Source organism: Halalkalicoccus jeotgali B3, from assembly GCF_000196895.1.
GTDB lineage: Archaea > Halobacteriota > Halobacteria > Halobacteriales > Halalkalicoccaceae > Halalkalicoccus > Halalkalicoccus jeotgali.
In genome coordinates this window covers 928255-948413 of the sequence record NC_014297.1, presented here as the reverse complement: position 1 = coordinate 948413, position 20159 = coordinate 928255, and the positions used below count along the sequence as shown (strand labels likewise).

At 66.7% G+C, this 20159-nt stretch carries 21 protein-coding genes; 9 read left to right on the top strand and 12 right to left on the bottom strand.

Translation table 11 applies throughout. The features are described from left to right. Positions 1 to 12 precede the first annotated feature (12 nt). From HACJB3_RS04690 to HACJB3_RS04680, 3 genes are all read right to left on the bottom strand, one after another. Entirely contained in the window at positions 13 to 828 is an 816-nt protein-coding gene (locus HACJB3_RS04690; protein ID WP_008414454.1) for a DUF4097 family beta strand repeat-containing protein, read from the bottom strand. A 368-nt stretch (positions 829 to 1196) separates the two neighbouring features. Continuing rightward, positions 1197 to 2267: an archaeosine biosynthesis radical SAM protein RaSEA gene (locus tag HACJB3_RS04685; protein ID WP_008414450.1), complete on the bottom strand. Its 1071-nt coding sequence runs from the start codon at positions 2265 to 2267 to the stop codon at positions 1197 to 1199. A gap of 46 nt (positions 2268 to 2313) precedes the next feature. Next, entirely contained in the window at positions 2314 to 2670 is a 357-nt protein-coding gene (locus tag HACJB3_RS04680; RefSeq protein ID WP_008414448.1) for a hypothetical protein, read from the bottom strand. A gap of 103 nt (positions 2671 to 2773) precedes the next feature. Between HACJB3_RS04680 and HACJB3_RS04675 the strand changes: the two genes are divergently transcribed. Genes HACJB3_RS04675 through HACJB3_RS04660 form a run of 4 tightly spaced genes read left to right on the top strand, consistent with a single transcriptional unit; the run spans position 2774 to position 5875 of the window. Further along, positions 2774 to 3058: a DUF4242 domain-containing protein gene (locus HACJB3_RS04675; RefSeq protein WP_008414446.1), complete on the top strand. Its 285-nt coding sequence runs from the start codon at positions 2774 to 2776 to the stop codon at positions 3056 to 3058. Positions 3059 to 3100: 42 nt separating this feature from the next. Continuing rightward, on the top strand, positions 3101 to 4360 hold the full coding sequence (locus HACJB3_RS04670) for an ABC transporter substrate-binding protein (RefSeq protein WP_008414444.1): 1260 nt from the start codon (positions 3101 to 3103) through the stop codon (positions 4358 to 4360). Then, positions 4357 to 5097, top strand: coding sequence for an ABC transporter ATP-binding protein (locus HACJB3_RS04665; protein WP_008414443.1), 741 nt, complete (start codon positions 4357 to 4359; stop codon positions 5095 to 5097). Before HACJB3_RS04670 ends, HACJB3_RS04665 begins: the two co-directional genes overlap by 4 nt. Then, complete coding sequence (locus HACJB3_RS04660) at positions 5090 to 5875, top strand: ABC transporter permease (RefSeq protein ID WP_008414441.1); 786 nt, start codon at positions 5090 to 5092, stop codon at positions 5873 to 5875. The genes HACJB3_RS04665 and HACJB3_RS04660 overlap by 8 nt, the downstream gene beginning before the upstream one ends. Position 5876: 1 nt before the next feature. Here the strand turns inward: HACJB3_RS04660 and HACJB3_RS04655 are convergent, their stop codons facing one another. Together HACJB3_RS04655 and HACJB3_RS04650 are read right to left on the bottom strand one after the other, a co-directional pair. Continuing rightward, a complete protein-coding gene (locus HACJB3_RS04655) occupies positions 5877 to 6692 on the bottom strand; it encodes an ABC transporter permease (RefSeq protein ID WP_008414439.1) in 816 nt (271 codons plus the stop codon). A 7-nt stretch (positions 6693 to 6699) separates the two neighbouring features. Beyond that, positions 6700 to 7797 carry an ABC transporter substrate-binding protein gene (locus HACJB3_RS04650; RefSeq protein ID WP_049934300.1) on the bottom strand — a complete coding sequence of 366 codons (1098 nt, stop codon included), beginning with the start codon at positions 7795 to 7797 and terminating at the stop codon, positions 6700 to 6702. A 133-nt stretch (positions 7798 to 7930) separates the two neighbouring features. On the opposite strand from HACJB3_RS04650, the gene HACJB3_RS04645 reads away from it, so the two are divergent. Then, positions 7931 to 8683, top strand: a complete 753-nt coding sequence (locus HACJB3_RS04645) for a potassium channel family protein (RefSeq protein ID WP_013199396.1) — start codon at positions 7931 to 7933, stop codon at positions 8681 to 8683. A gap of 1 nt (position 8684) precedes the next feature. On the opposite strand, the gene HACJB3_RS04640 is transcribed toward HACJB3_RS04645, so the two are convergent. Continuing rightward, positions 8685 to 9113: a VOC family protein gene (locus HACJB3_RS04640; protein ID WP_008414435.1), complete on the bottom strand. Its 429-nt coding sequence runs from the start codon at positions 9111 to 9113 to the stop codon at positions 8685 to 8687. A 142-nt stretch (positions 9114 to 9255) separates the two neighbouring features. On the opposite strand from HACJB3_RS04640, the gene HACJB3_RS04635 reads away from it, so the two are divergent. Next, complete coding sequence (locus tag HACJB3_RS04635; protein WP_013199395.1) at positions 9256 to 10455, top strand: sodium:calcium antiporter; 1200 nt, start codon at positions 9256 to 9258, stop codon at positions 10453 to 10455. Position 10456: 1 nt separating this feature from the next. Here HACJB3_RS04635 and HACJB3_RS04630 read toward each other — a convergent pair whose 3' ends face one another. From HACJB3_RS04630 to HACJB3_RS04615, 4 genes are all read right to left on the bottom strand, one after another. After that, positions 10457 to 11464 (bottom strand): sodium:calcium antiporter, encoded by a 1008-nt coding sequence (locus tag HACJB3_RS04630; RefSeq protein ID WP_008414434.1) that lies wholly within the window; start codon positions 11462 to 11464, stop codon positions 10457 to 10459. Between the two features lie 69 nt (positions 11465 to 11533). Then, complete coding sequence (locus HACJB3_RS04625) at positions 11534 to 12496, bottom strand: ABC transporter substrate-binding protein (protein WP_008414431.1); 963 nt, start codon at positions 12494 to 12496, stop codon at positions 11534 to 11536. After that, entirely contained in the window at positions 12493 to 13482 is a 990-nt protein-coding gene (locus tag HACJB3_RS04620; RefSeq protein WP_013199394.1) for an ABC transporter substrate-binding protein, read from the bottom strand. The genes HACJB3_RS04625 and HACJB3_RS04620 overlap by 4 nt, the downstream gene beginning before the upstream one ends. Before the next feature lies 1 nt (position 13483). Further along, positions 13484 to 14374, bottom strand: coding sequence for an ABC transporter substrate-binding protein (locus HACJB3_RS04615; RefSeq protein ID WP_049934297.1), 891 nt, complete (start codon positions 14372 to 14374; stop codon positions 13484 to 13486). Between the two features lie 89 nt (positions 14375 to 14463). On the opposite strand from HACJB3_RS04615, the gene HACJB3_RS04610 reads away from it, so the two are divergent. Both HACJB3_RS04610 and HACJB3_RS04605 read left to right on the top strand, forming a co-directional pair. Further along, a complete protein-coding gene (locus HACJB3_RS04610) occupies positions 14464 to 14832 on the top strand; it encodes a cupin domain-containing protein (RefSeq protein WP_008414427.1) in 369 nt (122 codons plus the stop codon). Between the two features lie 21 nt (positions 14833 to 14853). Further along, positions 14854 to 16545, top strand: a complete 1692-nt coding sequence (locus HACJB3_RS04605; protein ID WP_008414426.1) for an aldehyde ferredoxin oxidoreductase C-terminal domain-containing protein — start codon at positions 14854 to 14856, stop codon at positions 16543 to 16545. 4 nt (positions 16546 to 16549) lie between these two features. On the opposite strand, the gene HACJB3_RS04600 is transcribed toward HACJB3_RS04605, so the two are convergent. Beyond that, positions 16550 to 16822: a MoaD/ThiS family protein gene (locus HACJB3_RS04600; protein ID WP_008414425.1), complete on the bottom strand. Its 273-nt coding sequence runs from the start codon at positions 16820 to 16822 to the stop codon at positions 16550 to 16552. A gap of 33 nt (positions 16823 to 16855) precedes the next feature. Then, on the bottom strand, positions 16856 to 19027 hold the full coding sequence (locus tag HACJB3_RS04595) for a CDC48 family AAA ATPase (protein WP_008414424.1): 2172 nt from the start codon (positions 19025 to 19027) through the stop codon (positions 16856 to 16858). A 218-nt stretch (positions 19028 to 19245) separates the two neighbouring features. On the opposite strand from HACJB3_RS04595, the gene HACJB3_RS04590 reads away from it, so the two are divergent. Next, positions 19246 to 20154: a hypothetical protein gene (locus HACJB3_RS04590; RefSeq protein WP_008414423.1), complete on the top strand. Its 909-nt coding sequence runs from the start codon at positions 19246 to 19248 to the stop codon at positions 20152 to 20154. Positions 20155 to 20159 lie beyond the last annotated feature (5 nt).

Sequence of the window (20159 nt, the reverse complement as noted above, 5' to 3'; positions counted from 1 at the left end):
GACAGAACAGGATCACCCGAGCGCTTCGAGCGTGATCGTGCCGTTCGTCGACTCGACGAGGAGCTCGTACGTTCCGTCGCCGAGCGTGCCGGTGGCGGAGTCGTCGGTTCCGCTCAGCGCGAGCCCGTCGGTAGCGGTCGAGCCGTTCGTCGTCGTGGCAATCACGTCGGCGTCGAGGTCCGGGGCAAGCGCTGCCGTTATCGGCCCGTTCGTCGTGGTGATCGAGGCGTCTCTTCTGACCGCGGGAACCGCGAGATCGATCGATCCGTTCGTCGTCTCCGCCCGATCGAGTGCCGCGATCTCGTGTGCGCGTATCGCACCGTTGGTGGACGACAGCGAGACCGCACCGTCGATACGGCGAGCGATCACCGCCCCGTTCGTCGATTCGATTCGCGCGTCGCCGGCCACGTCGGTCACGGTGGCCGGGCCGTTCTGGGCGGCGGCGTGCTCGAGTCTCGTTTTCGCCGGAACGCCGACGTCGAGCGAAATCGTCCCCGCGGAACCGAACCACGCTCCGCCCCCCGTTTCCGCGACGATTCGGAGTCTATCCGCATCGCGGACCGTCTCGACCCTCGTCCCGTCGGTGTCCGAAATCGGCGATTTCGAGCGTTTGATCGCGTGGAGTTCGATCCGATCGGCGCCGGTCGGGTGGACGGTCACGGCGCCGCTGTCAGTTTCGACGGCGAGCGCGTTCGGCGCCTCGAACGTCCGATTCAGCTCCTCCCGGTCGCCGCCGAGGGTCAGTTCGCCGGTACAGCCGGAGAGAAACGCGGAAACCGCGAGGCCACAACTACCGAGTACTGCACGTCGACCGGAGGTTCGTTCCATCTGCCCAATATGTTTCGAGGGGGAGTAATTACTCTTCGGGCCGTCGGCCTCGTCGAGTCCCGCCGGACGGCCGTCGGGCGGTGAGCTATCAATGAGGGCTACTCTGGGAGATCGGCCCGTTTGATGAGCGAGGCGTCGATCGCGTACAGCCCCGACACACCTACCGACGGATGTCGACGGGTGCGTCACTCGCGAGCCATTGGGCGGGGTTCTCCGTGTTTCGGATGATGAACCAGCCGTCCGCGTGGACGACCGCTTCGTCTGTCTCATATGCCATGTGGGTCGCCGTCGTCACCGACGGTACGTCCCCCTACGCCCCCTTCGTACTTCGTTAATGACCGCCGAGTAGTCCTTAGTTGGCGGTTAACTCACCGCGCTAGGGGCATATTATAGCCCGCCTCGCGCTCCATCACTGCCTCCCAGGTCGCCTTACACTCACAGGAGACCTGCTCGAACACCGATGGGTCCTGCCGGAGGTCGAAGTCCTTGATCGCGCGCTGGACGCGGTCGTCACACTCCCCGCAGTTGTGCGGCCCCCGATCCGAACCGTGACCCACCGGATCCGAGACGACGATGGCGTCGGCGTCGGCCGTCGAGTCGAGGATTTCGGCGACCGACCAGAGCCACGGCGGCCGATAGCCGCCCCGGAAATACAGTTCGTCGACCATCGTATACCGCTGGACGTTCGTCGGGTTCATCGAGACGGTGTGGGCGTACTCGGCACACCGACGGATCGACCGTTTCATGTCCTCGACGGCCTCGCTTTCGGTGAGGAAGGGGGGTTTGAGCAGTAGATAAGCTTTGATGCCCGCGCCCGCCGCCTCGGCAGCCTCGCTTGCCTCGATGAAATCGGCGAACTCGAAGTACTTGTTCACGCAGTCCCGGCGCACCCGGTCGGTGGCCGTTTCGAGCCCCACGGCCACGTCGGTTGCGAGCCCCTGTTCTGTGAAGTCGCCGACCCGTTCGGCTTCGACGAAGTCGGGCAGGCTCTCGACGACGATGCGCTCGCGGTCCCCGAAGGTTTCCGCGATCGCTTGCCGGGAGCGCGCCCCGACCTCGCGCTCGTCGAGGAAACTCCCCGAGGTGTAGATCTTGATCAGCGGGCTCTTTTCGTCGGCCTCCGCGCGTTCGTGTTCCAGACAGACCTCGATCTGATCCATCAGCGCCTCGTGGCTCACGCTACCACCCTCGACCGACTCGGCGACGTAGCCACACATCGTACAGCCGCCCGCGCGCGCCCAGCGACAGCCGCCGGTGTTGAGGATGATCGTCAGCGACTGCCTGACCCCGTTGGGGGTGTTGTCCTCGTCGAGCCAGACCCGCGTGGGCTCGTGGGGGTCGTAGGTTCGGTCCTTCTCGGCGCGGATCGAACGCATCACTTGGTTGTGTGCGTCCATCCCGCGGCCCTCCTCGTAGACTTCGGGCGTAGGCTTGCTCATTGGACGCGATAGCCGCCCGCCGCCTAAAGCGGCTTCGTCTCCCCGCCTACTGGTCGGGGCTCTCGTCTTGGGCTTCGACGAAGACGGCCTGCTCAACGAACTCTTGGTCCCCGCCCGTCCGGACCTGTATCGTCCGCCCCGGGAGGTCCGGGTCGTCGTCCTCGGCGTCGTCCTGCGGAACCGAGACGGCCGTGACCCCGCCGATCGTCAAGGTTCGACGCTGGATCGGGTCGTCCCGGTACTCGACGGTCTCCCACGTCTCGACGTCGAAGTCCTGGATGTTCTCGCCGAAGTACTCCTCTGCGTCCTTGTTCACCGAGTCCTCGGTCTGGGACTCGCCGGTGGTCCGGTTGTCGTCGAACTCGACTTCCTCGTGTTTGTACTGGTGGAGATGTACGAGCATATCACAACGAGATTGGACAACACGATGCATAAACAGTCCCACGGGAGGTGCCGGCCATTTAACCATTAGAAACTCTTACAAACCATGACAGAGAGAACGCAGTATGGTAGAGTTCGAAATCTATCGGGAGCTCGACGAGCCGATCAGCCAGCAGGAACTCGACGACGCCGCCGACGAGTCCGGACGGGTGTTAGAGGAGATGCGCGAGGAGGGCACGGAGATCCGCTGGAACGAGTCGGACGTCCTCACAGACGCCGAGGGTGACGTGGTCGGAACGTTCTGTCACTACGAGGCCGAAAGCGAGGACGCCGTCGAGGAACACGCCGAGCGGGCCGGTCTGCCCGCGACCACGATTGCCCGCAAGGGACCCTCGCTCGACGGGGAGTAGGGCGGAGCCGTTTTATCGACGGGGGGTGAAGACGCGGTATCAATGCGCACGCGAGAGTTCTGGGCGCTCGACGAGGACGATCAGGGGATGATCGACCGGTTGGCACCGGGGATCGGTGCCGACCCGGCCCGCGCGCTCGCGTACCTCCTCCTTCGCTCGGAGAGAGAGGACGATCCGGCGACGGAGTTGGCGCTGCGGATCGGAACGGGGCTGAACCGGGGCGCGATCACGACGGCGTTAACGACCCTCGAGACGGCCGGCGTCGTCGAACGGACCACCGTCCCCGACGACGGACCCGGACGGCCGCCGGCGGCCTGGCGGGTCGCGGCGGATATCGAGCCCACGACACGGGCGGTCTATCGACACCACGCGACGGCGCTACTGGAGCGAGCGCGCGAACGACACGGACTCGAGCGCTCGACCGAACCGAGTTCGGGAACCGAGGCCGGGCTCAGTTTCGGGCTGAACTGGCGGCCCAACGGGCTCCACCTCCCGTTTTACGCCGCATTCGAGGGGGAAGAAGGGCCCGCCGGAGTCGATATCGAGCACCACGAGGGGTCCCACCGAGCGCTCGAATCCCTCGTCTCGGGCGAAACGGACGTCGGGTTGGTCGGCGCCGCGACGGTCCTTCGGGCCCAGCGGGCGGGCCAGCCGGTGGTGTCGATCGCGGTCGCCTACCAGCGCGCGATGGCGGTCCTCTATACGGTCCGCGAGACGTTCGGCGAACCCCTCACCAGCGTCGCTCAACTCCGCGGTCGGCGGATCGGGATGCCCGCCCGGTCCGAGACAGGGATACTCGGACGGCTCTTCTTGAATCAGGTCGCCCTCGACGGCTCGGTTCGGATCGTCGATACCGGCGGCGAGGAGCGGGATGCACTGCTCTCGGGGAAGGTCGACGTCGCCACGGGCTCGTTTTCGGACCCGCGCGACCTACAGCGCGCGGGGAGGACCGTCGACACGCTCGCGGTCGCCGACCACTTCCCGATCTACGGACCGGTGCTCGTCGTCCGCGAGGAGACACTCGACGAGCGCGGGCCGGCCCTCGAGGCCCTGCTGGCCGGAACGACCGCCGGGTGGGCGGCCGGGACTCGCGATCCGACGGCCGCCGCCGAGCGAGTCGCCGCCCGGTCGGGCGAGTCAGCCGACGGCATCGCCCGGACGTTCGAGACCGCCTCGCGCGAGTTCGGCCCGAACGAGGCGGTCGAGGAGAACGGCTGGGGCTGGCAGCGCGAGGCGACGTGGAATCGGCTCCGGACGGCGCTCGAGCAGGGGGGCCTGCTCACGGAGTCGGGGGCCGCGTGATCGACCTCGACGGAGTGGGCGTCGATTTCGAGGGCGTCCGGGCGCTCGACGGGGTCGACCTCCGTATCGCGGACGGCGAGTTCGTCACCGTCGTCGGCCCCTCGGGCTGTGGGAAGACGACGCTGTTGCGCGCGATCGGCGGTCTGGAAGTGCCGACGGCGGGTGCGGTGCGGATCGACGGCGACCCGCCCTCGGCCGCACAGGCCGGCGCGCGGTTGGGGTTCGTCTTCCAGAGTCACACCCTCCTTCCATGGAAGAGCGCCACGGAGAACGTCACCTTCCTCCGGGAGATGGCCGGCGAGGAGCCAAAGCGCGAGGAGGCCCGCGAACTGCTCGCGAGCATCGGACTGGCGGGGTTCGAGGACGCCAAGCCGCGGGAGCTCTCGGGAGGAATGAGCCAGCGGGTGGCGATCGCACGTGCGATCCACCTCGGTGCGGACGTGCTGTTGATGGACGAACCGTTCGGTGAACTCGACGAGATCACGCGCGACGAACTCGGCGTCGAGATCCGCGACCTCTGGCGCCGCGAGCGAAAGACCGTCGTGTTCGTCACCCACAGCGTCCCCGAGGCCGTTTTCCTCGCGGATCGCTGCGTGGTGATGGGCGTTGCGGGCCGGATCGAGCGGGTCGTCGAGGTGGACCTCCCCGCCCCCCGCGACGAGGCGGTCCTCGGCTCACGTGCGTTCCAGAAACAGGTCGCCGCCGTCAGGCGGACGCTCCACGAGCACCATGCGTGAGGGCGCCCGGATCGCCCGCCACACCCGTCCGGGGGCCCGACACCTGGTCCTCCCGGCCGGGGCGCTGGTGGTCGCCGTCGCTCTCTGGTGGGGGCTCACGCTCGTCGCCGGGATCCCGTCGTTTCTCCTGCCGCCGCCCGACGCGGTGGCGGCCCGGCTACTGGGCGACCCGGAACTCTACGCCCGAAACGCGCTGTTCACGCTGGAAAAAGTGACGTATGGAGGGATGATCGGGATCGCGGTCGGGTTCGTACTCGCGCTCGGCGTCGCCTACCTGCCGTGGTTCCGGCGGGCGATCTATCCCTATCTGGTGACTGCACGCGTCCTCCCGAAGATCGCGATCGCACCCGTCCTGTTGATCTACTTGGGCACCGGAACGATCACGGCGGTCGTTTTCGTCGCGCTGATCGCCTTCTTCCCGGTCGCACTGAGCACGGCGGCGGGACTCTCGAAGGCCCCCGCCGGACACCACGACCTGCTCGAATCGGTGAACGCGGGCCGGATCCGGCGCGTACTCTACGTCGACCTGCCCTACGCGCTCCCGGACGCGTTCGCGGGGCTGAAACAGGCGGTCACGCTGTCGGTCGTCGGGGCGGTGATCGCCGAGTGGATCGCCGCGGACAACGGCCTCGGGTTCGTGATCCTGATCGCCTCCGAGAACGTCCGGACCGACGTGATGCTCGCGGCCCTCGCGGTTCTCATCCTCGAGGGGCTTGCGCTCTACGGGGCGGTGACGCTCGTCCAGCGGGCGACGATCCACTGGAGCGCAAGCGAGTGAGCTACCACAGGCCCCGTTCGAGGGCGACCGGGAGCAGGTAGAAGGCGATGCCCAGCGCCGAGAGGACGACGAGTGCGGCGAACGACTCGGCGGTCCGGAGGTAGGTCGCGGTGTAGAACACCCGGTAACCCAATCCGGCGTTCAGCGCGACGAACTCCGCGACGACCGCGCCGATGACCGAGAGCGTCGCGGCGATCTTGGCGCCGGCGAGGACGCTCGGCGTGGCCGCGGGAATCCGAACGTGGAGGAAAACCTTCCAGTCTGACGCACCGATCGACTCCAGCAACGCGAGGTACGACTCGGGGGTGTTTCGCAGCCCGTCAAGCGTCGCGATCGTCATCGGAAAGAGCGTCAGGGACGTCACGAGCAGCGCCCGCGCGGGGATTCCACGGCCGAACCAGAGGAAGAGAAGCGGCGCGATGGCGATCAGCGGTGCGATCCGCAGCGCCACGACGTACGGGAGTACCGTCCGGGCGAGCGAGCGCGAGACAGTCATCGAAAAGGCGAGAACGAGGCCGATCGCCGTACCGGCGAGCAGCCCGAGCCCCGCAGTGAGCGCGGTGACGGCGGCGTCCGCGAGCAGTCGGGGGTACGTCTCGGCGAGCGCGCGGGCGACGTCGAGCGGCGAGGGCAGGATCAGCTCCGGGATCGCGTAAACGACGACGAGGGCCTGCCACGCGAGCAGGAGGGCAACGAGCACCGCGACCGGCGGCCCCGCACGTGCGAGCAGCGCCGTTGGGCTGTGGCGGACGAGCGGACCTCCGGTGGCTCCCCACACCGCGCGATAACCGCGTCGATCCGGTTCGCCGTCGACCATCGCTCGCTCAGTCCTCGATTAGGTCGGCGTAGTCGGCGACGTACTCCGAGCCCGTATCGAGGTACTCGTTGGTCCAGACCGTATCGGGATCGACCTCGTCATCGAAAAACCCCCCGGCGGCGAGCGTCTCGTAGGTCCCTCGCCACGGCTTGGGAGCGCTCGCGCCCCAGCCCTCCTCGCGGACGGTCTCCGAGACGGTGTACTCGGTGCGCATGAGCTCCCACTTCTCGCGCTGGTTCGCCCGGACCTCCTTGAGTTCCGGCTGGGCCGCGACGAGGGCGTCGATGGCCGCCTCGGGGTTCCGGTCGGCCCACACGGCTCCGCGAGCGGTCGCCCGGAGGAACGATTCGATCGTGGTGGGGTTCTCCCGGCCGAATCCCGATTCGGTCGCGATCATGTGCCCGTAGGAGGGGATCGTCTCGGCGACCGACAGGGTGTCGATCTCGTAGCCCTGCTGTCGGGCATCGACGACGTCGCTGAAGACCCCCGCGGCGGCGTCGATCTCGCCCGTCAGGAGCTGCTGGACGGTATCGAAACCCGAATCGACGTACTCGACCTCGCCGAGGACGCCCTCGCTCTCGAGGTACGCCTCGGTCATCTGTCGAACCATCCCCGGCCCGCTGCCGAGCGTGCGCCCGCGGAGCTGGTCGGCCCCCTCGAGGGGGTCGCCAAACGAGTCGCGCGAACTGAAGACGACGACCGGGTTTCGCTGCATCACGACCCCCACACACTGCGGGGAGAGGCCCTTGCTGGTGACGTTGAGCACCTGATCGCTGCTGGTGAGCGCGAACTCGGCGTTGCCCACGCCGACCTGCTGGGCGGCGAAATCGGATCCCTGCCCGCTCTCGATGTCGACGCTCTCGAACCCTTCTGCCGCGTAGAAGCCGTTTTCCTGTGCGGCGAAATAGGGCGCGTGAAGCCCCCCGATCCGCCAGTTGAGCACGAGCGATACCGAGGTCGTCTCGGGGTCCGGCGACCCGGATCCGCCCTCTCCCTCGCCGCTCGATCCTTCGTCGTCCCCGATCCCCGGATCACGTTCGCCGGTACAGCCCGCGATCGCCGCCGCGCCGGCCGCCCCCAAAAACGCCCGTCTCGTATGCTGCATGATAGCTGTCACCGGGTAGTGGGGAATCTCTCGATATAAACCATGTGGGAAAACCTTTAACTACCAACCTGATGCCGCTCGCAAAGCATGACACGACGGATAGATTTGTATGTCCCGGGATGTGTGGTAACTTGTGACACGATCGGACGTCGTCGCCCTCACGAACCGGCCGTTGCTCCGTCGCGCCGTGGTGCCGCTTGCGGCTTTCGGTGGTGTGGTGGTCGCCGGCGTGGTCGGATTCGTCGTCCTCGGGGGTGTCGGCGCGGTCGAGGCGACGTTCTGGCTCGCCGACCCGACGAGCATCGAACTGCACTTCGCCGGCGAGGAGGGCGGATCGGAGACGGCGACGAAGGCCTACGCACTAGGTGTGACCGTCGGGCTGGTCGTCACGGGACTCTGGGTCGGCGAGACGGTGCTCTCGGCGGCTTTCGGCGGACAGGTACAGGAGGAACTCAGACGCATGCAAACCGACAGGGCGATCGACGACGCACGGGACCACGTGATCATCTGCGGGTACGGTACCTTCGGCCGGACCATTGCGGACCGACTCGACGGCAACGGCGAGGGCGTCGTCGTGATCGAGCGCGACGAGGCGGAGTTCGAAGGGGCGCTGGCCGAGGACGTCCTGGTCCTACAGGGCGACGCCCGGCGCGAGGAGACGCTCCGCGAGGCGGGTATCGAGCACGCCCGCACCCTCGTGACGGCCATCGACGACTCCAATGCGAACATCCAGACCGCGATTACGGCCGGCCAGATCGCACCGACCGTGCGCCTCGTCGTCCGTGTCGGCGACGCGATGTACGAACCGCTGGCCCGGCGGGCGGGCGCAGACGAGGTGGTCATCCCGGAGGTCGTCAGCGGCGAGCGGGTGACCGAGTCGCTGTAGCTCACTCGACGTCGTCGTGGGTCAACAGCGGGCGCTCGCGCTCGCCGGCCGGCGGGTCATAGGTGATAACCTCGAGGAGGTTGCCGTCCGGGTCGAGGAAATAGAACCCCTCGAACTCCACCCAGTCGTAGGGGCCCTGTTTGGGGAACTGACCGTCGAGTTCCCCGGAGAGCGCGTCGTACTTCCCACGGGGGGCCTCGAAGGCGATATGAGCCTTATCCAGCGGGTGATCCAGACCCCGCTCTGCCCAGCCGTCGGCGTGACCGGTTTCGACGAGCGTCAGCACCGTCGAACCCGCCCGGAACATGGCGTGGGCCCCCTGGAAGTCCTCGGGCGGGCGCAGCAGTTCGAGGCCGAGCGTCTCGTGGTAGAACTCGTAGCAGTTCGCCAGATCGGTCACGTCGACGTTGATGTGGTCGACAGCGTCCATACCCGGTATCGACGCCGAACCCACAAATAGACCGCCGACGGTGACGGACCCGATCCCGACGATGGCGTCCGTGTATAATTCTCCATGAACGATCACACACGATGTATGGGTTATATGGTACCGACCTACATAGCCGAGGGAGATGTCACGTCGACGGTTCGGGACGCTGGTACTCGTCGTATTGCTCGTCGTCTCGCTGGTCGCCGTTCCCGCGGTCGCCCAAGAGGGCGACGAGGGGGGCGAGGAAGGTGAAGGCGGTATCGAGGGTGCAATCGAGGGTTTCATTGAGGGACAGGGACTGTTCGGTGCGGTGCTCGTTCTCGGTTTGGGGATGGTGCTCCTGACGGTCTGTGTCGAGAAGCTGATAAGCTATCTCGCCCGCGCGGCGATCGGGATGAAGATGTCGCTGTTCGCGCTCGCGATCGTCTTTACCGGCTTCGAGTTCGACGATACGATCCTCGGGCTCGTACTCGCATCGGGCGGACTCGAAGGTGCCGCCCTCGGCACCGCACTCGGTACCGGGCTGGCGATCGTCGGCGTGACGCTCGCGGTCGCGGCGATCGTCCGGCCGTTTCCGGTCGACCTGCCCACCGACTACATCGCCCTGTTCGCGCTGGCGCCAGTGCTTTTGATCCCCTTCGTCATGCTGGGGACGCTGACGCTCGTTCCCGGCCTCGTGTTGCTCGGATTTTTCGTCCTGAGCTTCGCCTACTTCATCGTCCGGGAGCGCGGGCGCGACGTACCGGTCTTCCGGAGCACCGAACTCGGGGCGGCGATCGAACCGGACGGCGGCACGGAGGTCCGACCCGACGGGGGTGCAGCGTTCCCCGAACCCCTCGCGGAGATCCCCGAGGACCGTCTCGTCGGGGATCGATCCGGCTGGATCTGGCTCGGCTTTTCCGTTCTCGCGCTGGCCGGGGTCGTCTTCGCGGCGATGCTGCTGGAGGGAGGCTCGGAGGTCGTCGTCGAGGGGTTCGGCATCGAGGAAACCGTCTTCGGGGCGACCTTCCTGACGCTGATCCTCACCTTCGAGGACATCATGCTGACGATCGAGCCGGTCCGCCGGGGCCTGCCGGAGATCGGCGTCGGTAACGTCATCGGGAGCGTGCTCTTCTCGATGACGGGCAACATCGGCGTGCTCACGCTCGTCAGCACGGTCACCATCGCGCCGTCGGTCCTGACCTTCCACCTCCCGGCGATCATCGTCGTGACCGCGCTGTCGGCGTACTTCATGTATCGTGGCGAGGTGAAGCGCTGGCACGGGGTGTTGCTCCTCGGGCTGTACGTCGCCTACTGGGTCATCGCACTGACCGTCTTCGGCGGCGTACCCATCGGGGAGTGACTCACAACAGGTAGTTCACACCCCAGTAGGCCGCGTACAAGCCAAGGAGGGCGAATCCCTCCGGGCGACCGACCCACCCGCGGACGAAGACCGCCGCGACCGCCAGCAGCGCAACGAGAAAGAAGGGCCAGTGGACGGTCATCACGGTCCCGCTCGTGTCGATCGGGCCGAAAAGGGCGAGGACGCCGACGTTCGCTGTCACGAAAAACAGGACGCTCCCGACGACGTTGCCGACCCCCAGATGAGGACGGCCCTGTCGGGCGGGCTCGACGGTCAGAAACAGCTCCTCCAGCGAGGCGACGAAGCTCATGACCGTCGCGCCGAAGACCAGCCCGGTGACCCCGAGCACCGACAGCAGGTCGCGCGCACCCGTCACCGCGAGCTCCGAGCCGACGGTCATCCCGACGGTGGCGACGAGCGCGACCCCCAACTGATACCAGCCCTCGTAGCGCTCGCGAAACGAGTCGTTCTGGGCGGACTCGTCGTTGTCCGCCTCGGATTCCTCTTCGAGCGCCTCTTCAACCTCCTCGGCCGAGAGGTATCGCGTCCCCCGATTGCGCTCGAGGCCGTAGACGACTCCCAAGAGCGGAAGAAAGGCCGCCGTGAGGAGCACGCCGTCGACTCGGGAGAGCGTTCCGTCAAGCGCGAGCGCGAACAGGAGCGACGGGGCGAGGAGAACGAGCAGGAGGTACGACCGCGGCACCGAGGTCTCGAAGGGAGTGAGCACACCCGCAAGCCCGACGGCCGCGCCAAGCACGAACAGCGCCTCCCCGAAGACGGTGCCGAGCGCGAGATCCGGGAGCCCGTCGGCGACGGCCGCGAGGCCGAGGATCGCGTTCTCGAGGTCGGTTCCGGCGAGGACGACCGTCAGGAAAAAGCCCGAGAGCCCGATCGAGAGGGCGCTCTCGGCGACCGCCTCGATGAACGTCTCGACGCTCACGATCACCAGCACGACGCCGGCGAGAAAGAGCACGAGCGCGATCACCTCCGTCGGGAGACCGAACGGCATGGTCGCCATCGACGCGACGACGGGTCATAAGTGCGGGTCCTCTGGCAACCGACGTGACTCTCCGACCCGTTATCGGCCGATCAGGTCGGCGTACTCGGCGATCGCCGGGGCCTCGCTGTCGAGGTACTCGTTGGTCCAAACGGTTCGAGAATCGACCGCCCCCTCCAGCAGATCCGTCTCGGCGAGCGTCGCTTCGAGCGTTTCCCACCGCTCGGTGTCGTGGTTGCCCCACCCCGCCCCCCGGACGTGCTCGGTGAACTGGAGTTTCTCGGCGGCGGTCTCGAACTTGATCCGCTCGATCTCCCGATCGCGTTCGAGGGTGGCGTTTCGCGCGACCAGCGCGTCGATCGCCGCCTCGGGGTCCTCGGTCGCCGCAGCCCACCCGCGGGCGGTCGCGCGGAGGAAACCCCTGACCACTTCAGGATTCCCGGCGGCGAAGTCAGGATTCGTCACGAGCGTCATCCCGTAAATTTCGAGGAAGTCGCCGATGGGCAGCTCGTCGGCTTTGCGGTCGTGCTCGCGTTCGAGTTCCACACCGTTGGTGACCACGCCGACGGCGGCGTCGACGCTCCCGTCGAGCAACTGGTGTTCGACGCGGTGATGGGTGTGGGGATCCACATCGAGCAGGTCGATCTCGTCCCTGATCCCGGCGTCCTCCAGTAACTGGGCCGCGAGGATCCGCGTCTTGGTCGCCGAGGGCGCGACGGTCCGGCCCGCGAGCTGTGTCGGGTCCTCCAGTGGCTCGCCGAAGACGTCCCGGAGCGTGTAGACCGCCGCGGGCGTCTTCTGGGTGACGGCGGCGACCGCCAGCGGCTCGTGACCCTGACTCGCCACCGAGAGGACCGCGCTCGCGCCCGCGAGCGCGAAATCGGCCCGGCCGCGGGCGGCCTCCTCGGCTGCGAAGGGCGAGCCGTGACCCTCGACGAAGGCCACGTCCAGTCCCTCCTCCTCGTAGAACCCCCGCTCTCGGGCGAGGAAGTAGGGCGCTTGAAAGCCGTTTGGTTCCCAGTTGAGCTGGAACGTGACGGTCATTCGGGCACCTCGAGGCGGAACAGCCCTTCGGGAAGGTGATCGACACCGATTGCCTCCTCGCCCGCCACCTCTAAGAGATGGTCGAACAGCCGGTCCATTCCCTCGATCGTCTCCTCGTCCCAGTCGGAGACGACCATGTCGCGCCAGCCGTCCCGCACCGCGCGGATCACCTCGGGGTCGTTCTCGTACATGAGTGCGTCGCCAATGGTTTCCCATATCTCGTCGTCGCTTCTCAGCTGGTCGACCGCCTCGCCGTAGGCGCGCTTGAACCCGCGGATCGCTTGGGGATTAGCCTCGAAATACTCCTCACTGGTGAGAAACGTCGAGATGGGGAGCTTGTCCTCGGTCCCTGCGAGGCGTTGGACGAGATCGGAGACGGGAAACGCCTCCCGATAGGGCCCCGTCTCGGTGATCTCGGGAACGATCGGCCAGAACTGGAAGATTCCGTCGACCTCGCCGTCACGAAGCATCTCGGTGAGTCCGACCTTCGAACCCGCTTCGACAGGGGTTGCCTCCTCGTCGGGATCGAAGTCGTGAAACTCCCGACACGCCGCCCGCGTGAGGATCCAGTTCTTATCGAGCCGGCGAACGACGCCGAGGCGCTTCCCGCGCAGATCCGCCAGCCCCTCTATCGAGCTGTCGTCGGGCACGGCGAGCCCGCCGACCGTCCGGCCGTAAGGGTGGAAGGCGACGATGGGCGCACCCTCCGCACGTTCGCGGGCGGTCGAGATGTAGTCGATGTCGATCAGGTCGGCGTCGCCCTCCTGGAGTTTCGCCTCGACGGTCTCGACACCGCCTTCGAGTTCGTCGGAGACCAGCTGAACGTCGAGGTGAAAGCCGTGGTCGTGGTCGAAGCCGAACTTCTTGATCGTATAGAGCATGTACCGCGGGCTGCCGTTGTGCTCGAAGCGCGCCCGAAGTACGGGCAGGTCGCCGGGATCGTCGTGGAGCGCGTCGAGCGCGTCCTGTTGGGTCTCGACGTCCATGTCAGTGGGCGACGATCCGGTCGATGTCGGCACCCTCCTCGACCAGCCCCCGCTCTTTCATCCAGTCCAACTGCTCGTCGAGTTCGGCCCTGTCGGCGCGTTCGGGCACCTCGTAACGGGGGACCGTGAGGTCCGCGCGCACCGTATCCATGTCGATGCCCTCGAAGAGGTCGGGGGCCACCCTCGAATCCTTCTCGAGCATGTCGAGGTACTCCTCCCTGTAGGCCTCCGGGTTGGCGTTGATCTCCATTGCCGCCCGGTCGTAGGCGGCCATGAAGGCGTCGAGGACCGTCCCGTCTACGTCCTCGCCCCCGACGATTCCCATGTGGTTGTCGAATTCGAGGACCTCACGAAAGCCCATGTGTTCGGCGAGCGTGCTCTGGGGGTCGAGCAAGATTGCGGCTGCGACCTCGCCGTCCCGGAGCGCGCGCAGGCGGTCAGTCGGCATCCCGAAATGCTGTAGGGTCACGTCTTCGGGACTCATGTGCACCTCTAAGGCCCGCATCGCGGTATACTCCTGACCGGTTCGCCGGTTGACTGCGACCGAAACGTCCGCCAGATCCTCGGGTCTCTCGATGCTCGAATCGGATCGGACGAACACCGTATAGGGCAAGTCCGCGAAGGTGCCCTTCGCGACGATCCGACCGTCGTCCATCTCCCAAGTGCGCTTGATCGACTCCCACTTGCAGATCGGGTAGAGATCGACGCCGTGGGCCTCCGTCAGGCTCGACTCGCTCGGGATGTACTTCACGTCGACTGACTCCCGGTCGCGCTCGATCAGATCCACCGCCAGCCCCGCCTCCTCGAAGTACCCCCGCTCGTGGGCTACCCGCTGGGGGAGCATGAACGAGAAGGGGAGGTGGAACAGCCCCACTCTGCTATCAGTTGCCATGTCTCTAGACGGATCGGGAGTTACCCACTTAAAAATTCCTCCAGAATGTTTATTAACGAATCGGCCCACACATCACGAGAACGAATATCATGGAACGGATCAACAAGGGCGGGACGAACGTCGAGGAGGTCGCCGACGGCGTGTTCCTCGGCGATCTGGCCGCGGGGAGACGGGCAGGGATGAAGTACTGGCGGGTCGAGCCCGGTGCGACCCTCCCGGCCCACCGCCACGACCACGAGCAGATCGGCTACATGATCAGCGGCGAACTCGTGACCGTCCTCGAGGACGAGGAGGTGCTGTTGGAGCCGGGCGACTCCTATCGGTTCGCGAGCAACGAGTACCACGGCGCCGAGAACAGGGGTAAGGAGCCTGCCGTCGGCGTCGGGATCCTCGCGCCGCCGCGAGGGGAGCCCGAGTGGGGCGACTCGGGAATCGAGGAGCCGACCGCTCCACGATAGCGCGTTCGGTATTGTAGCCCCATGCTCCACGCAACCGGTCCCCTGCTGACCGTCGACGTCTCCGAACGCAGTACCACCGAAAGCGACATCGGGAGCGTCCTCTCGGCGTTCCTCGGCGGGCGGGCGGTCGCGACCGCGCTCGCCCACGAACGGATCCCGTTCGACGCCGATCCTTTCGGCCCCGGGAACCGCGCGTATCTCTCGACCGGCCCGCTCCAGATGAGCACGACGAGTTTTACGGGACGGATGAACATGACAGGTCTCTCGCCGCTGACAGACGGGCTGATCTCGACCAACGCCGGGGGCTACCTCTCGCGGAACTTCGCCGCCACCGGCTGTTCGGTCGTGGAGTTCGTCGGCCGATCGGAGGACCTGCTCGCGGTCCACGTTACGGATTCGGGCGTCGAGTTCGAGGAAGTCCCGGAACTGGCGGGTGCGACGGTTCCCGAAACCTCGGCGTACGTGAGCGAGCGCCACGACCTCGGTCCCGAGAACTGCATCGCGATCGGGCCAGCGGGCGAGAACCGCGTGCGCTTTGCGAGCGTGATGACTTTCGACTCGCGGGCGTTCGGGCGGGGCGGACTGGGGGCGGTGCTGGGTTCGAAGGGGATCAAATGCGTCACTTTTGCGGGCGATTCGGCCCCCGAGATCGAGATCGCGGACGTCCAAGAGGAGATTCACCGTGAGGCCGCGACCAGCGACGACCTGATGCGCAGACAGGGCACCACCGGAAGTACGGAGTTCATCAACGACAACTTCGCCCTTCCCACGAGGTACTTCGAGGAGTACGAGTTCGAGGGTGTCGAGGGAATCGGCGGGAACGCCGTCGAGGAAAAGAAGTACAAGAAAGGGGCCTGCTCACAGTGTGCGTACGCCTGCAAGCTCCCGACGCGCGACGAATCGGCGGGAGTCGAAACCGAGGGCCCGGAGTTCGAGACGGTCTTTTCGTTTGGCTCCTCGCAGGGCGTGGGCGATATCGTCGACGTGATGAAGGCAAACGAGCTGTGCGACGAGTTCGGAATGGACACCATCTCGGCGGGCGTAACCGTCGCCGCGTACCTCAAAAGCGAGGACGCATTCGGCGACGCCGAACTTGCACGCGAAGTGACAGAAAAGATCGCCCGACGAGAGGGGATCGGCGACCTGCTGGCGGAGGGAGTCGAGCGCGCTCACGGGCAACTCGGCGTCGAGAACTACACGGTCAAAGGCATGGAGTTCGCGGCCCACGACGGGCGCGTGCTCCACGGGCAGGGACTCTCCTATGCCGTGGCGAACCGCGGAGCCGATCACATGTACGGCGGGATGCTCTCGCTCGAGTACGCCGGCGACCTCGACCCGCAAGGAGCGCTCGGGAAGGCAGAACGCCTCGTCCACGAGGAGAACAGACGGGTGATCCGGGACTCGGCGATCGTCTGTGCGTTCGGGAGCGACTATGTCACGAACGACCGGCTCGCGACCCTTTTGGAGACCGACTACGAACACTTGCTCGAAATCGGGGCGCGCACGGTCGCCCGCGAGCGCCACTTCAACAACCGGCGCGGGAAGGACGCCACGGACGACCGACTGCCGTACGCCGATGAGGTACCCGATCTGGCGGCGGCTATCGAGGAATACTACGCCGCGCGCGGCTGGAATTCGGATGGTACGGTGCCCTCCGGCGCGCTCGATTCGATCCCCGAGAGCGCGGTCGGCGCGGGGGTCGCCGGCGACTGATTCTTTACCCCCCGTAGACCGACGGCGTGAGCCGGATCACGTCGCCTCCCTCCAGTTCGGTCCCGGTACCTTCGAGGTGTCTGACGTCGCGGTTCCCCTTCGTAACGACCGTCGAACCGGCGATCCCGTCCGCTACGAGCCGCCCATCGAGCGCGGGGTACGCACGCGAAAGCTCCTCAAGCAGTTCCCCGACGGTTCGGGCGGCGGTCTCGTGGACCACCCGCTTCTCGCCGACGGCCTCGCGGAAGGGACCGTAGAACCGACACTCGATCTGCATGGTTCGTCTACACGGCGGATCGGGTTATAGTCCTCACTCGAGGTACTCTCCGAAGCGGCCGGGACCGTCGTGTGCGCTCGGGTCGACCGCGGAGCGGGCGTCCTCGAAGTCCTCGCGGGTCAGGACGATTTCCTCGACGGGGCCTCCCCCGGTGACGTACCCCCGGACGGCGGCGGTCGCGGCCTCCCGGCAGACCGCCTCGATATCGGCGCCGACGTAGCCCTCGGTCCGGGCGGCGAGTTCGTCGAGGTCGACGTCCTCGGCGAGCGGCTTGCCGCGCGTGTGGACCGCGAAGATCTCCCGGCGGGCGGGCTCGTCTGGCGCGTCGACGTGGACGTGTCGGTCGAGCCGGCCCGACCGGAGCAGGGCATCGTCGATCAGATCCGGGCGGTTCGTGGTCGCGATCACGACGACGTCCTCCAGTTCCTCGAGCCCGTCGAGTTCGGTCAGCAGCTGGGAGACTACCCGTTCGCCGGCCTTCGATCCGCCCGTTCCGTCGCCGCGCTCGGCGGCCAGCGCGTCGAGCTCGTCGAAAAACACCACCGTCGGGGCGTTCTCCCGTGCTTTCGCGAAGATCTCCCGGACTCCGCGCTCGCTCTCGCCGACGTACTTGTCCAGCAGTTCGGGACCCTTGATCGAGATGAAGTTCGAGTCGGCCTCGTTTGCGACGGCTTTCGCGAGCAGGGTCTTTCCCGTTCCGGGCGGGCCGTAGAGCAGGACGCCCGTCGCTGGCGAGAGCCGGACGCGCTCGAAGGCCTCGGGGTAGGCAAGCGGCCACTGGACGGTCTCGCGCAGCCGGGCCTTCGTCGCCTCGAGCCCGCCGACGTCGTCCCAGCTCACGTCGGGCAGTTCGACGAACACCTCCCGCAGCGCCGAGGGTTCGACCGAGCGCAGCGCGCTCCGGACGTCGGCGTCCGTGATCCGTAGCGAGTCGAACACGGCGGGGTCGAGCGCCGACGAGTCGAGGTCGATATCGGGACGGAGCCGCCGTAACGCGGCCATCGCACTCTCGCGGATCAGGTTTTCGATGTCCCCGCCGACGAAGCCGTGGGTGCTCTCGGCGTAGGCCCCGAGGTCGACGTCCTCGGCCAGCGCCACGCCCCGCGTATGGATCTCGAAGACCTCCTCGCGGCCCGCCCGGTCGGGGACGCCGATCTCGATCTCGCGGTCGAACCGACCCGGCCGCCGCAGGGCGGGGTCGACGTCCGCGAGGCGATTCGTGGTCCCGATCACGACGACGCGCTCGCCGTCGGCCAGCCCGTCGAGCAGCGACACCAGTCGGGTGGCCCCGCGGCGGTCGGGCTCGGCGCGCTCGCGGTTCGGGGCGATCGCGTCGAGTTCGTCGATGAAGACGATCGCGGGGGCGTTCTCGGCGGCCTCCTCGAAGACCTCCCGGAGGCGGTCCTCTGTCTCGCCCGCGGGGCTCGCGAGCAGTTCCGAGGCCGAGAGCGTTCGGACGTAGCCGTCGGTCTCGGCCGCGATCGCCCGACCCAACAGGGTCTTTCCCGTCCCCGAGGGACCGTAGAGCAACACGCCACGGGGCGGGTCGATCCCGAGGACGTCGAACAGGTCGGGGTGTTCGAGCGGGAGTTCGGTCATCTCGCGGATCTGGGTCACCTCACTGTCGAGTCCGCCCACGTCGTCGTAGCCGATCGCGTCCGGGTCGCGCCCGCCGGTCATCGAGAGGTCGCTCGCCGGCGTATCCGAGATTGTGATCCGTGTCCAGTCCTCGACGAGGACCGATCCCGCGGGGTCGGTCGAGACGACCCGCACCGGCACCTCGTCCGCGCTCGTCGAGGACTCCGCGAGTTCGGCGACGACGGTCTGTCCGCTCGTGAGCACGCGGTCGACGAGCGCCGGCCGGGTCCTGACGTTCGGGTGTTCTTCGAGCGGGAGGTCCTCGGGCAGCGCGACGGTCACCCGGTCGGCCGGCCGGACCGTCGCCTTCTCGACGGCGATCCGGTCGTCGACCGCGACTTCTGCCGCCCGTCGCAGCCCCTCGTCGAGGCGGATCATCCCCTCGGGGGTGTCGTTGAAGCTGGGCCGAACCTTCACGACGACGCTCGCCCCCGCCTCGCCCTCGAGGGTGACGTAATCGCCCCGCTCGAGTCCCAGCCGGTCCATCGTCTCGTCGTGTGCCATCGCGAGACGCTCGCCGACCGCACGCTTCTCCATCGGGCCGACGACCAGCGTCGTTTCGTCCATGAGTTGTTATGTGAGTCCACACCACGATACTGCCGTTATGCATATGAACTCACGGGTTTCGAAGCGACCCACCGTCGATGAAACCGATCCCGAGACGTAACCGTTCTCCCCTACCCTTGTGTTTGATACAACTGAAAATACTAATCATTTAATAATTATTCCTATAGATAATGTACACCAAGAACTATGACAGACCCCTCCTAATTGGGTGATTGTCCATGGCAGACGCAAACAGGCCGCAAGTATCGGTTGAAGAGCACGCTCGACTGACGGAAAACCTCGGTCTCGGGCGATCGACGGGCGATGAGTGGACGATAGAGGAGTTACGTGGGGCGATCGATGCGCGTGCCGATCCGGAGTTCGCCTCCATGGGCGAAGCCGTCCGGGACGACCTCGCCGACGAACTCGACGGGGAACTCCTCGAACGGGAGCTGTCGGAGCTGGCCGCACAGATCCGGCGACTTCCGGCGGTTCGCGAGGAGGGAATTCCCGGCGGCGACTCCGAACCGGAGGTGCTGTACAGGGAACTCGTCGAACCGGGGTGGCGCATCTACGACCACCTCGTCGACGTCGGCTTCTTCGACAGCGTCGAGGCACACCTCCCGCGGTTCACGCCGGAGCACATCGAAGGGACCGCCAATGGGTTGATCCGCGCCGAACCCCTCTCGGCCGCTCTCGAGGAGTGTGGGTTCGACGAGCGCGAACAGACGGTCCTGGTGATGAACGTGGTCAACAACAACAACCGCCTCGCGCGGTGGACGCCCACGAAGGATATCCCCGAGGAGGTGGAGTTCAACGTCGAGGACGTTCCGCCGCTCCAGCAACGTGCCATGGGCGGATCGTTGCTGTGGGTCAAGAACCTCGATATCCACCTCTGGCAGAAGAAGATCCTCATCACCGACGAGATCCTCGACGACGGCTACTGGGACGTCAAGGCGATGCTCGGTGGGTTGTACGTCATGGCGACGGCCGCCCACGAGATCGCCGAGGGCGGGTCGTTGAGCGACGAGCAGTTGGCCGCGGCGCTTTCGGCGAGCACCGCGATCATGATCACCAACCAGGAGGAGATCGTCAAGGACATGTTCTGGATCACCGAGGAGATGCGGAAACCAAGCACGCTGCGATAACACGA